This window comes from Pseudarthrobacter sp. RHLT3-21, assembly GCF_059383495.1.
Map to the genome: position 1 here is coordinate 1 of NZ_JBWZCI010000016.1, position 12,433 is coordinate 12,433.

14 protein-coding genes are annotated in these 12,433 nt (G+C 64.3%); all 14 read right to left on the bottom strand.

Annotated features, from left to right (window positions below; translation table 11 throughout):
- Positions 1-332, bottom strand: a 332-nt coding sequence (locus AC50YA_RS15750; RefSeq protein ID WP_494983188.1) for a triose-phosphate isomerase, incomplete at its 3' end; no start/stop codon positions are given.
- Between the two features lie 9 nt (positions 333-341).
- Positions 342-1,700 (bottom strand): MFS transporter, encoded by a 1,359-nt coding sequence (locus tag AC50YA_RS15755; RefSeq protein ID WP_494983189.1) that lies wholly within the window; start codon positions 1,698-1,700, stop codon positions 342-344.
- Positions 1,701-1,856: 156 nt separating this feature from the next.
- Positions 1,857-2,624: an SDR family NAD(P)-dependent oxidoreductase gene (locus AC50YA_RS15760; RefSeq protein ID WP_494983190.1), complete on the bottom strand. Its 768-nt coding sequence runs from the start codon at positions 2,622-2,624 to the stop codon at positions 1,857-1,859.
- An 11-nt stretch (positions 2,625-2,635) separates the two neighbouring features.
- Positions 2,636-3,604 (bottom strand): 3-hydroxyacyl-CoA dehydrogenase family protein, encoded by a 969-nt coding sequence (locus tag AC50YA_RS15765; RefSeq protein WP_494983191.1) that lies wholly within the window; start codon positions 3,602-3,604, stop codon positions 2,636-2,638.
- 2 nt (positions 3,605-3,606) lie between these two features.
- Entirely contained in the window at positions 3,607-4,089 is a 483-nt protein-coding gene (locus AC50YA_RS15770; protein ID WP_494983192.1) for a ribose-5-phosphate isomerase, read from the bottom strand.
- Positions 4,086-5,876, bottom strand: coding sequence for a dihydroxyacetone kinase family protein (locus AC50YA_RS15775; RefSeq protein ID WP_494983193.1), 1,791 nt, complete (start codon positions 5,874-5,876; stop codon positions 4,086-4,088). Before AC50YA_RS15775 ends, AC50YA_RS15770 begins: the two co-directional genes overlap by 4 nt.
- Positions 5,877-5,885: 9 nt before the next feature.
- Positions 5,886-6,887: a sugar phosphate isomerase/epimerase family protein gene (locus AC50YA_RS15780; RefSeq protein WP_459310062.1), complete on the bottom strand. Its 1,002-nt coding sequence runs from the start codon at positions 6,885-6,887 to the stop codon at positions 5,886-5,888.
- 143 nt (positions 6,888-7,030) lie between these two features.
- Positions 7,031-7,780 (bottom strand): GntR family transcriptional regulator, encoded by a 750-nt coding sequence (locus AC50YA_RS15785; protein WP_494983194.1) that lies wholly within the window; start codon positions 7,778-7,780, stop codon positions 7,031-7,033.
- Positions 7,781-7,905: 125 nt separating this feature from the next.
- Positions 7,906-8,316, bottom strand: coding sequence for a transcription antitermination factor NusB (nusB, locus tag AC50YA_RS15790; protein WP_056340263.1), 411 nt, complete (start codon positions 8,314-8,316; stop codon positions 7,906-7,908).
- Complete coding sequence (gene efp, locus AC50YA_RS15795) at positions 8,316-8,879, bottom strand: elongation factor P (protein WP_056340266.1); 564 nt, start codon at positions 8,877-8,879, stop codon at positions 8,316-8,318. The genes nusB and efp overlap by 1 nt, the downstream gene beginning before the upstream one ends.
- 178 nt (positions 8,880-9,057) lie before the next feature.
- Positions 9,058-9,576, bottom strand: coding sequence for a tetratricopeptide repeat protein (locus tag AC50YA_RS15800; protein ID WP_494983195.1), 519 nt, complete (start codon positions 9,574-9,576; stop codon positions 9,058-9,060).
- Positions 9,576-10,667, bottom strand: a complete 1,092-nt coding sequence (aroB, locus tag AC50YA_RS15805; protein WP_494983196.1) for a 3-dehydroquinate synthase — start codon at positions 10,665-10,667, stop codon at positions 9,576-9,578. The genes AC50YA_RS15800 and aroB overlap by 1 nt, the downstream gene beginning before the upstream one ends.
- Positions 10,664-11,209 (bottom strand): shikimate kinase, encoded by a 546-nt coding sequence (locus tag AC50YA_RS15810; RefSeq protein WP_494983197.1) that lies wholly within the window; start codon positions 11,207-11,209, stop codon positions 10,664-10,666. Before AC50YA_RS15810 ends, aroB begins: the two co-directional genes overlap by 4 nt.
- Positions 11,210-11,232: 23 nt before the next feature.
- Entirely contained in the window at positions 11,233-12,432 is a 1,200-nt protein-coding gene (aroC, locus tag AC50YA_RS15815; RefSeq protein ID WP_494983198.1) for a chorismate synthase, read from the bottom strand.
- Position 12,433: the final 1 nt, after the last annotated feature.

Sequence of the window (12,433 nt, forward strand, 5' to 3'; positions counted from 1 at the left end):
TGGCCGATCTCCACGAGGGCTACCCCCAGCTCCGCCAGGAGCGACGGCGACACCTCACCCGTCCACGGGCCGTCCGCCCAGCCGCAGTTCTGGGCGCCAAGCAGAAGCGGTGATCCTGCGAGGACGCTGCCGGCGGCCGGAAGAACCGGGAACGAAGGAATCACAAACGGGACTACCCGCCCGGCCACAAGGGCCGGACGGGAGTCCACTTCGTGCTGTATGCGGGCAAGCCAGTCCAGGCAGTCCCGGTACCCCATATACATTTTGGTGCTGACGCCGACATAGCGGATCTCCGGGATGCCGCTGTGGTCAGCGCCGCTGCGTTCAGTCATGGTGTCCGGTCACTTGTTGTCGAGCAGATCGTCCGCCTTGTTGCGGAACCTCTTGGTGGCGTACATCATGATGGCCGCCACGAACGGAAGCACGCCCAGGGCGTACACGCCCATGGTGCCGGTGTCCGACGCGGTGACCTGGTTGACCGTGGTCCGAAGGATGGGGGCCACGAAGCCGCCCAGGTTACCCAGCGAGTTGATCAGGCCGATGCCCGCAGCGGCCGCCGTTCCGGTGAGGAACGCCGTCGGGTAGGACCAGGCGATGGGACCGATCGAGAGGAAGCTGCACACCGCGAGGGTGATGAAGATGATGCCCAGCACCGGGAGGTGGTTGGAGCCCGCCCAGGCGGAGCCGAAGATGCACAGGCCGGTGGAGATAAAGAGACCTGTGCCCCAAACACGGCGGCGGACGATGGTGTTGGCCGCTTTGCCGATGAAGTAGCACGCGAAGATGCCGAAGAACCATGGGATGGCGGCCAGCATGCCCACTTCGATACCCACCTTCTGCCCGGTGAGCTGCGCCACCTGCTGCGGCAGGTAGAACGTCACGCCGTACACGGCAATCTGGAGGCAGAAGTAGATGGCGGTGAAGTACCAGACCTTGCGGTTCTTCATGGCGGCGAGGACACCGCGGGGGCCGTCCTTTTCCTTGACCCCGTCTTCGAGGGCCATAACGTCCAGAAGCGCCTTCTTCTCGTCCTTGTCCAGGAATTTCGCGTCCTGCGGGGAGTTGATGAGGAAGAAGTAGGCGGCAATACCGGCGACTACCGCCAGCATGCCTTCAATGAAGAACATAACCTGCCAGCCGGCAACGCCGGGAACCTGGTCGCCGATGTTGATGAGCCACCCGGACAGCGGGGCGCCCATCATCTGGGAGAACGGCTGGGCAAGGTAGAAAATGGCGAACATCTTGACGCGGACCTTGTTGGGGAACCAGGCGGCCAGGAACATGATGACGCCCGGGAACAGGCCGGCCTCGGTGACGCCAAGCAGGAAGCGCAGGATGATGAAGGACGTCTCGCCCTGGACGAAAGCGAAGCAGGCGGAGACGATGCCCCACGTAATGGCGATGCGGGCCAGCCACATCTTGGCACCGAACTTGGTCAGCAGCAGGTTGGAAGGGATCTCGAACAATGCGTAGCCGATGAAGAAGATACCGGCGCCGAGGGCATACGCGCCGGCGGTGATGCCCCTGTCCACTTCCAGTGCTGCCTCGGCGAAGCCCACGTTGGTGCGGTCCAGGAATGCCACGACATACAGGATGACGAGCATCGGCATCAGCCGGAAGGATGCTTTGGAGATCGCCGATTTGAGGACCGGCGAATCCAGTAGCTCCTTGGTGGCGTTTGTTCCAGTGGTGACAGTCATTCAAACTCCTCGTTGAGTAAGTAGGTGAGCAAATCAGTGGAAGGTGGAGCGATTAGAGCGAGAATGCGATGAGTATTGCGCCGACCAGGCAGGCGAACACGCCCACGGCCAGGTAAATTCTGCGTTCCTTGGTCCAGGAGCCCATGGTGGTCCTTCCTAGTGCATGTAGAGTCCGCCATCCACGTTCAGCGTCTGGCCGGAGATGTATCCGGCGTCCTCGCTGATGAGGAAGGCGATGGCTGCTGCGATGTCGCGGGTGGAACCGACGCGGTTGACCACGAGGTCCTTGGTGAGTTCGTCTTTGCGTTCCTGGCTGAGGGTGCCGCCCATGATGTCCGTGTCGATGGGGCCGGGGGAAATGGCGTTGACCGTGATGTCGTACTCCCCCAGTTCGCGGGCGGTGGCGCGGGTCAGGCCGATGACCCCGGCCTTGGCCGCCGAGTACGGCGTCTTGGAGAAGGTGCCGCCGCCGCGCTGCGCGGAGACGGAAGAAATGTTCACGATGCGTCCGATCCGGTTCTTCGCCATGGATTCGGCGACGCGGCGGGTGGCGTAATGGACACCGTTGAGGTTGATGCTCATGACGCGGTCCCATTCAGCGGCGTCCAGTTCAAGGTACGGAACGGGTGAGCTGACGCCGGCCACGTTCGCCAGTGCGACGACCTGTGGCAGCTCTGCTTCGATCGAGTCGATGGCTGCGCGGACGGAGGCTTCGTCGCCGATGTTGGCGCCGACGCCGTAAGCTTTCACGCCGTACCGGGCGGCGATTTCCTTGGCGGTGGCCTGGGATTGGGCGTCATCCAGGTCGATGATGCCGATGTTCCAGCCCTGGGCGGCAAGGTAGCCGGCCGTGGCGCGGCCGATACCGCGTTCGGAGACGGCGCCGGTGATGATTGCGGTGCGTTCAGTGGGGAAAGTGCTCATGGAAATGCTCCTTAGTTGATGGGGGCCGGGCCGAGCTCGTCGATGAGCTTCTGCATGGCCACGTAGGCCCTGTTGCGGTAGGCGATGAGTTCCGGCGTGCGTTCGGCCGGGACGTTGAGGAAGCCCGCGCCGGACTTGGTGCCGAGTTTGCCTGCCTCCACCAGGTCACTCAGGATCTTGGGCGTGGCGAAGCGTTCCGGGAATTCGGTCTGCAGGGACTTGTAGCAGAAGTTGTAGACGTCCAGGCCGGCCATGTCTGCGATGGCAAACGGACCGAAGAACGGCAGGCGGAAGCCGAAGGTGGTGCGGACCAGGGTGTCCACGTCCTCGGCGGTCGCGATTCCCTGCTCCACAAGCTGCGCAGCCTCGTGGAAGAGGGCATACTGCAGGCGGTTCAGGACGAATCCGGTGACGTCCTTGACCACCGCGGTCTGCTTGTTGGCGGCATGGACCAGATCCCGGACGGCACCGATGGTGGCGGCCGAAGTGCCTGCATGCGGGATGATCTCCACGCCCGGGATAAACGGGGACGGGTTCGAGAAGTGCACGCCCAGGAACCGCTCCGGGTTGGCGACCGGCTCGGACAGCTCCGCGATGGAGATGGTTGACGTGTTCGATCCGATGATGGCGTCCGGCCGGGCGCTGGCGCTGATCCGGGCCAGCGTCTGGTGCTTGATGGCGATGACTTCGGGAACGGCTTCTTCGATGAAGTCGGCATCCGCCACGGCTTCCTCGATGTCCTTGGCGGCCCACAGATTCTGCTTGAGGATGGCGGTTGAACCCTCGGGGAACAGACCGTCGGCGACGAACTGGTCCGATTCGGCCAGCAGCCGCTCATAGTTGTTCTGCGCCACCTCGGCGGAGACATCGGCCAGGGCAACGCGGGCTCCGCCCAGCGCCAGGACCTGGGCAATGCCGCCGCCCATATAGCCGGAACCGACGACGGCGATCTTGCGTGCGCTGTTAGGTGTTGTGGTCATGATCAGATTGCCTTCGTGTATTCGGGCTCATAGGAGCAGATGGCGTCAACCTTGCCGGCGGACGCGGAGCATTCATCAAAACGGTACTCAAGCCACTCGGCCACGAGCTTCTTGGCGAGCTCCAGGCCGATGACCCGCTGGCCAAGAGTGAGGACCTGGGCGTTGTTGCTGAGGACAGAGCGCTCCACGGAATAGCTGTCGTGGGCCGTCACCGCCCGGATTCCGGGGACCTTGTTGGCCGCGATGGCCACGCCCAGTCCCGTTCCGCAGATGAGGAGTGCGCGGTCCGCTTCCCCGTCCGCCACCTTACGGGCGGCCTTGACCGCGACGTGCGGGTAAGCCGTGGCATCGTTGGCCCCGACGCCGATGTCCAGGACCGAAGCGACGCGGCTGTCGGCCGTGAGTAGCGCTTTCAGGGCTTCCTTGTATTCGACGCCGGCTTCATCGTTGCCGATGACGATGCGCCAACCTGCGTGGGTATTCATGTCGTTGCTCCTTTTCCGGCTGCGTAGGCCAGTTCAGAATGGGTCAGCTCTGATTGCGTGAAGCCTGGCTCAGCAGGCCCGGCGTGGACGTATGCGGCAATCCGTTCGGCGATCAGTCCAAAGGAGACCGCGCCGGGGTCGGGGTGCCCCAGGCTCTTTTCGGCCAACGGACGGGCGCGGCCCTTGAGCGGGCGCAGTTCCGCTGTCTTCGCGGCCGCCGCCCGGGCAGCGACGGCGGCCGCGGTGAGAGACCCTGCCAGGGAGGTGCCGCCGTCGAACTCCCGGAGAAAGGCATCCCTGAACGGCAGGAGCGCGTCCACCATGGTCTTGTCGCCCGGCTCGGCCTTGCCAAGCTCCGTAATGGCGCCCACAAACGCGGTCACGGCGGCAACCGCGTCCTCGTCGCCGTAGGTTTCCCGGTTGCCCATAGCCAGTCCTGACGCGATGACCGCAGATCCCCACAGTGCGCCTGAAGTTCCGCCGGCCCGTTCGCTCCAGGCCTCGCCGGCGGCTTCAAGCACCCGCCCCACCGAAGCGCCGGCCGTTGCGGCCTGCGCGGCAGCGTCGACTGCTGCTTCCACACCCCGGCGCATGCCGATGCCGTGGTCGCCGTCGCCCGCGATGGCGTCCAGGTTGCCGAGTTCTTCTTCATGTTCGACGACGACGTCCCGAACCTGCGCGAGGGCGGCGGCTGACTTCCGGCCCAGGTCGGCGGAGGCCAGCGACGGTGTTTCCGCCTCGGCTGCCTCACGGTCTTCCGGCCGTGCCGCCTCGCGGCGGGCACGCTTTGCAAGGTTGCCCTTGCGATAGGCCGGTGAGTCTGCAGGGGCGGCCCAGTACTGTTCGAGTTCGTCATCCAGCCAGAGCAGCGTGAGGGAAAGCCCGGACATGTCCAGGCTCGTGACCAGCTCGCCGCATTCCGGTTCAACCACGGTCAGGCCGGCCGCAGTGAACAGCTTTTCAATCTTGCCGAACAGGAGGAAGAGTTCGTCGTACTTGACGGTACCCAGGCCGTTGACGATGGCCACCACTCGGTTTCCGCGGTGGTCCGGGGTGTCCGCGAGGAGCCGCGAGACCAACAGTTCGGCGAGTTCAGAGGCCGTCGGCATGGGATGTTCCGATATGCCCGGTTCCCCGTGGATGCCCAGGCCCAGGGACATTTGGCCTGCGGGGACGCGGAACAGAGGCGCCTCTGCGCCCGGGAGGGTGCAGCCGTCGAAGGCCACGCCCAGGGAACGCGTGCGGTGATTGGCCTTGATGGCGAGCCGTTCCACGTCGTCCAGGCTCAGGCCCGCTTCAGCCGCGGCACCGGCAATCTTGAACACCGTGAGGTCGCCGGCGATGCCGCGGCGCTTTCCGATCTGGTCCAATGGCGCACTGGCGATGTCGTCGGTGACCACCACCGTACGGGTTTCGATGCCCTCGGCGTTCAGGCGCAGTTGAGCCTGGCCGAAATGAAGGACGTCGCCCGCGTAGTTGCCGTAGCTCAGCAGCACTCCCCCGCCGGCGTTTGAAGCTTTGGCCACGCGGTAAATCTGCCCGGCAGCCGGTGAAGCGAACATGTTTCCGCAGGCGGAGGCGGTTGCCAGCCCCGGCCCCACCAGGCCGGCGAAAGCCGGGTAGTGTCCGGATCCGCCGCCGACGACCAGTGCAACCTGACCGGCGGGTACCTCAGTCGAGCGGACTACACCGCCGTTCACGCGGGCGACGTAACCGCGGTTGGCTGCGACAAAGCCGTCCAGCGCCTCATCCGCAAAATCAGCGGGATTGTCGAAGATCTGGGTCATGGCTCTTCCCTAAACTCCTGCGAGTTCCGCGGCGGGCTGTTGCCGCCCCTGGGACACCTGGCTCCGGCCCATGGCGTAGCCGTCCTGCTTTGGCAGGACATGCCGGCGGAGGTATTCCTGGTTGCGCGCCGTGACGCTCAGGCCGTCACCGCCGTAGTGCTCGGCACAGATGATGCCCTGGTAGCCGGAGGCGAGTGCCACCTTGAAGGCTTCGCGGTAATTGATGAGGCCGCTCTCCATCGGGGCGGGCATGGTGATGTAGCTGTCACGCGCCACGTCCTCGTCCCGGATGTAGTTCTTCATGTGCCAGTAGTTGGAGTACGGCATGGTCTTGGCGACCATTTCGCGCCAGTCCTCGACGGGCCGGTGCAAGCGGATCAGGTTGCCGAGGTCCGGGTTGAGCCCAACATTGGCCAGGCCGATGTCCTGCACCAGCTGTACCGAGGAGTCCGCCGTGCCGAGGTACGTATCCTCGTACATTTCGAGGGACAGCAGGATGCCCACCTCTGCGGCGTGACGGCCCAGTTCCCGCAGGCGGGTGACAGCGTTGGCCCAGCTTTCCTGGTCCCCCACTGGGTCCTTGTATCCCTCAACGGTCCAGAACCACAGCTGCTTCTGCTGCTCCGGGGTAATGGCCTGGTGCAGTCCGACGGAGACAACTTCGCAGCCAAGCTCGGCCGCCGCGTCGATGGTCCGGTGGCTGTAGGCGAGGTTGTCTGCCCAGTCCGTCTCGTGGATCACGCTGCGGCGGATCGCGGAAATGACCGGGATCCCGATGCCCACATTCTCTGCAGTCTGCTTGAACTCAGCGAGCCGCTCCTTGCTCAGATCGCCGGGACGGACCCAGCTGTCTGTCAGGTCAGCGTTGGTAAAGCCGGCTTCCTTGACCTCGGTCAGGACTTCCGCCCAACTGGACGCATCGGCGTCGTTGATCTGCGTGCCCTGGGCGTCGGTCCCCGGAAACTGCAGCAGCGCTGCGGTGATGGGCCAATTCTCAGCTGTGTAAGCCACGATGCTTCACTCCTTTATAATCCTCTTTCCTATAGGATCTACTATCAAAAAGGGGTTGTCAAGATCACATCCTCGGAGGGTTCCTTCCAAACTGAGTAGCAGTAAGTGCCGTTTTGAGGGCTCATAACGACTCTTACTGCTACTCAGATGGGACTGGGCCTAGCTTTCCGGGCGTCGGCAATGGCCCGGGAACGGACCTTGCGGATATGGTCCGCCATAGCTGCCGCTGCTTTGTCCGGATCGCCGGTGGTAACGGCATCCAGAACTCCCTGGTGTTCCGCGATGGCGTGCTCGGCATCCGTAATGCCCACGCCGCCGAAGAGGCGGAACCGTTGGACCTGTCCCCCGAGGGCTGCGTATGCGGCCTCCATAAACTGATTTCCGGTCTGCCGCGCAATCAGCTGGTGAAACCGCTCGTCAGCTTCGAGATAGTCTTTGAACTCGGCAAACGAAGGTCCCCGCGGTGCGGATTTCAAGTCCTCGACGGCCTGCTCGAGCTCGGCGAGGCCATGCTGGTTGATGCGCTCACAGGCCAGCCGGGCGTTGACAGGCTCGATTGCCAGCCGCGCCTCCATCAGTTCCGCAAAATCCTCCTGCGTAAATACGGGAGCCACGCGGTAGCCTTTCAGCGCCACCCTCCGGACCATACCTGTGTGCTCAAGCCGGGCCAGGGCCTCGCGGACGGGGGTGGGCGAAACGTCCAGCTCGCGGGCCGTCCCGTCAATGCTGACCACCGCGCCGGGTGACAGCCGGCCATCCATAAGGGAGGCCAGGAGCTCCGCATAAACGTGGTCCGCCAGCACCTCGCGGCTGACCGCGCGGCCAGTCCTGCCGGGGCCGTTCTGGACATCTGGCCTGCTGCCGGCGCGGGGGCCTTTGGACGCGTTTTGCATAGTCAGATCCTATAGGAAGCACTGGTCGGCGACCGTTTCCGGAACGCCAAAAGCCCCGGCCAGGCGGACCTGGTCGGGGCTCTTCGTGACGCTGTGCACGGACTGTTGGCCCGTACCGAAACAGCTCAGGCCAAGAGGGAGGGCTTCAGCTGCTGCAGGCGGCCGAGGAGGCCGTTAATGAACGACGGCGATTCATCCGTTGAGAGCGTCTTCGACAGTGCCACTGCCTCACTGACCGCGACACCGTCCGGAACGTCGTCGTTGTAGAGCAGTTCCCACGTGCCGATCCGCAGGATGATGCGGTCCACCGAAGGCATCCGTTCCAGGGTCCAGCCCTGGGAATAGGTCTCGAGGAATTCGTCGATGGCGGTCTGCTGTGAGACGACGCCCTCCACGATTTCCAGGGTGTACGGGTTCACGATCTGGTCCGTCAGTTCGCGCCGGGACCTGAGTACATCAAAAGCGGAAACCGAGCGCTGCTCAGCTTCGAAGAGGACATCCAGTGCCCTGTTACGGGCCTTACCGCGTGCGCTCACTACTCGCTGACCCGGCCGAGGTAGCTGCCGTCGCGAGTATCGACCTTGACCTTGGTGTTGTTCTCGACGAACAACGGAACCTGGATCTCATAGCCGGTTTCCAGGGTTGCCGGCTTGGTGCCGGCGGAGGAGCGGTCGCCCTGCAGGCCAGGCTCGGTGTAGGTGATCTCCAGGACAACGCTGGGCGGAAGTTCGATGTACAGCGGGTTGCCTTCGTGGATGGCGATGTTCACCATCTGGTTCTCCAGCATAAAGTTGGTGGCGTCGCCAACAGTGGCACCGGAGACGGTGAGCTGGTCGAAGTCCGAGGTGTCCATAAACACGAAGTCGGCGCCGTCCTGGTACAGGTACTGGTAGTCGCGGCGGTCAACCGTGGCGGTCTCGATCTTAAGGCCGGCATTGAACGTCTTGTCTACAACTTTGCCGGACATAACGTTCCGCATCTTGGTCCGCACAAACGCGCCACCTTTGCCGGGCTTGACGTGCTGGAATTCAATGATGTTCCAGAGCTGGCCCTCGAGCTTAAGGACCGTTCCGTTCTTGATGTCGTTAGTGGTTGCCACTGGTATCCTCTGGTTTCTATCTGTCTGGTCAGTTGTCAGACGTTCTATGCCGGCCAGGCATGCCGAACGGCCTGCCAGCGCGTGTTTATCAAAAATCCAAGAACCATTCTACCGGTAAAACCAGTGCGCCTTGTGTCCGGACTTTACCGGCCACCCACCCCGGAACGCGACAGGCCTCTCAGCAGGCAAGATCCAGGACGTCGCGGGCCCGCTGAAGCGCCACGGTGGACGAGTAAATCTGTGCGGCATCAGCCGATTGCGCAACACGAAGATCCAGTGCACGGGCAAAGGCTTCCACCGCAGCGGACGTGTGTCCGGCGGCGTACTGGGTCTTGCCCAGGTGTTGCAGGACCAGGGCTTCACGGTCAGTTCCGTGGAACTCCGCGAGCAGCTGCCGGAACAGCTCAAGGGCACGGTCCGTGCGGTGAGAGACGCGCAGCACCTCGGCCTCGAACGTGCGGAGACGGAATGACTCAGGGTCTTTGAAGCGGGCCTCCGCGAGCAGTTCGGCCGCTTCCGCTGCATGTCCCTCCACGATCAGGACGAAGATCTGGTCTGACGGGTCCGTCGATGCCGCCAGGGCCTCGCGGCAGGCATCCTCGTTGACGATCTCCGGCAGCAGGGACTCCGGGTTGATCCGGATTCCGGGGAAGCCGGCCTCGGGCCAGTCGCTGGTACCTGCCACGTCGCCCTGCATCAGGAGGCGATTTCCTGGTAGGCGGCGAAGAGCAGGGACGTGTCCGGGACATCCAGGATGCCCGGTTTGGCGATGCCGTCCAGAACCACAAAGCGCAGGAGGTCCCCGCGTGACTTCTTGTCGCGCCGCATGCCGTCCAACAGCCCCTGCCAGCGGTCCCGCCGGTACGTGACGGGGAGGCCCAGGGTTTCCAGGATGCTGCGGTGGCGGTCGGCGTCGGCGTCGCTGAGCCGGCCAACGCTGCGGGCAAGTTCAGCGGCGAACATCATGCCCACCGATACCGCCGCGCCGTGGCGCCAGGAGTACCGTTCCACCAGTTCAATGGCGTGGGCCAAGGTGTGGCCGTAGTTCAGGATTTCGCGCAGCCCGGATTCCTTGAGGTCTTCTGAAACCACTTTGGCCTTGACGGCGATGGCGCGTTCAATGAGTTCGCGCAGGGCCTCCGATCCGGGGTCGGTGGCCGCAGCCGGGTCCTTTTCGATCAGGTCAAGGATGGCCGGATCTGAGATGAAGCCGCACTTGATGACTTCAGCCATGCCGGAAATGATTTCGTTCCTGGGCAGCGTGTTCAGGGTGTCCAGGTCCACCAGCACTCCCGCGGGCGGGTGGAAGGAGCCCACCAGGTTCTTGCCCTCAGCCGTGTTGATGCCGGTCTTTCCACCCACGGAAGCATCCACCATGCCCAGCAGGCTGGTGGGCATGTGGATAACCTTGACGCCGCGGAGCCAGGTGGCCGCCACAAAACCGGCGAGGTCGGTGACGGCCCCGCCGCCCACTGCCACGATGGCGTCGGAGCGTGTGAAGTCGTTTTGGCCCAGGACCTGCCAACAGAAAGCGGCGACCTGGATGTGCTTGCCTTCCTCGGCGTCCGGGATTTCCGCGGTCAGCGAGGTGAACCCAGCTGCAGCGAGCTCGTCGCGGACGGTGTCACCCGTGAGCCGCAGCGCACGGGGATGGATGACCAGCACTCGCCGGACCCGCTCCCCCAGCAACGCCGGAAGGTTCCCCAGCAGACCGCGGCCAACTACGACGTCGTAATTCTGCCCGGCGGATTCGCCGGTGACCTTGATGACTGTTGAATCAACGCTCAATTTTCAACTTCCTGTTTGGCGGCCGCGTAGTCACGCAGCGCAACTTCGAGCCGGTGTCCCAGCTCGCTGACCGAGCCATGGCGGACATCCACCACGAGGTCGGCCAGTCGTTCGTAAACGGGTTTCCTGGTAACAAAGAGTGCGGACCATCGGGCCATGGCGTCGCCGGCGAGCAGCGGCCGGCCCGGGTTCCGGGCAATGCGGACGGCCACGGTTTCCTCATCGCATTCGAGGTACACCACAGTGCAGCGGCCCAGGAGCTGCTGCGTGCCGGAATCCAGCACTGCACCGCCACCCAGGGAAATCACGCTTGCCAAACCTTCTGCCTGCTCCACCGCGCTAGCCACGGTCCGGGCCTCAATCTCCCGGAACGCGTGCTCGCCGCGGCCGGCAAAGATGGAAGCGATACTGCCATGGGCGTCCACGATCAGATTGTCCGTATCGACGAACGGCACGTCCAGCAGCTTGGCCAGCTCGTGGCCGATCGCGGACTTTCCCACCGCCATGGGTCCGATGAGGACAATGGGCCGGTTGCCAGGCACACCGGCCTTACGGCTCCCGGGCACTAGTGGCCGATCGAGTCCAGGGATGCCGGAATGTTGTCCAGGTAACCCTTGATGTTGCGGGCGGTCTCCGCCACGGAGTCACCGCCGAACTTTTCGGTGACGGCTTCCGCCAGGACCAGCGCCACCATCGCCTCGGCCACAACACCGGCGGCCGGCACGGCACAGACGTCCGAGCGCTGGTGGTGGGCCTTCGCAGGCTCCCCCGTGCTGACATCGACCGTGCGCAGGGCGCGGGGCACCGTGGCGATGGGCTTCATGGCTGCACGCACACGCAGCACGTCGCCGATGCTCATGCCGCCTTCAATGCCGCCGGCCCGGTTGCTGGTACGGATGATCTTGCCGTCGGCGTCCTTGACAATTTCGTCGTGGGCGGCCGAACCACGGCGTGCGGCGGTGCGGAATCCGTCGCCGACTTCGACGCCCTTGATGGCCTGGATGCCCATCAGGGCGGCGGCGAGCCGGGAGTCAAGCCTGCGGTCCCAGTGGACGTAACTACCCAGTCCGGGCGGCAGGCCGTACGCGAGAACTTCCACCACACCGCCCAGGGTTTCGCCTTCTTTGTGTGCGGCGTCAACCTCGGCCACCATGGCGTCGGACGTCTCGCGGTCAAAGCAGCGCAAGGGATCGGCGTCGAGCGCGATCACGTTGGCGGGAACGGGCAGCGGACGGCCCTCGGGCACCGTCACGCTGGCAATGGAGACTGTGTGGCTGACCAGTTCGATGCCGAGTGCTTTGAGGAACTGGGACGCCACCGTGCCCATCGCAACCCGGGTGGCGGTCTCCCGCGCGCTGGCGCGTTCCAGGACGGGCCGGGCTTCGGAGAACCCGTACTTCTGCATCCCAGTGAAATCTGCGTGTCCCGGACGGGGCCGGGTCAGGGGCGCATTGCGGGCCTGGTCGGCCAGGATTTCCGGATCCACCGGATCGGCAGCCATGATCTGCGCCCACTTTGGCCATTCGGAGTTGGCGACCTGGACGGCCACCGGACCGCCCTGGGTCAGGCCGTGGCGGACGCCGCCGAGAATGGTGACTACGTCCTGCTCGAACTTCATACGTGCGCCCCGGCCATAGCCAAGGCGGCGGCGAGCCAATGATTCGGCGATCTGCCCGCTGGTGAGTTCAACACCGGCGGGGACGCCTTCAATAATTCCCATCAGGGCCGGACCATGGGATTCACCGGCAGTCAACCAACGCAACATA

Coding starts and splice junctions, on each gene's coding strand:
- AC50YA_RS15755 (WP_494983189.1), bottom strand. CDS start 1,700: ATGACTGTCACCACTGGAACAAACGCCACCAAGGAGCTACTGGATTCG.
- AC50YA_RS15800 (WP_494983195.1), bottom strand. CDS start 9,576: ATGCAGGGCGACGTGGCAGGTACCAGCGACTGGCCCGAGGCCGGCTTC.
- AC50YA_RS15765 (WP_494983191.1), bottom strand. CDS start 3,604: ATGACCACAACACCTAACAGCGCACGCAAGATCGCCGTCGTCGGTTCC.
- aroC (WP_494983198.1), bottom strand. CDS start 12,432: ATGTTGCGTTGGTTGACTGCCGGTGAATCCCATGGTCCGGCCCTGATG.
- AC50YA_RS15775 (WP_494983193.1), bottom strand. CDS start 5,876: ATGACCCAGATCTTCGACAATCCCGCTGATTTTGCGGATGAGGCGCTG.
- AC50YA_RS15785 (WP_494983194.1), bottom strand. CDS start 7,780: ATGCAAAACGCGTCCAAAGGCCCCCGCGCCGGCAGCAGGCCAGATGTC.
- AC50YA_RS15760 (WP_494983190.1), bottom strand. CDS start 2,624: ATGAGCACTTTCCCCACTGAACGCACCGCAATCATCACCGGCGCCGTC.
- AC50YA_RS15770 (WP_494983192.1), bottom strand. CDS start 4,089: ATGAATACCCACGCAGGTTGGCGCATCGTCATCGGCAACGATGAAGCC.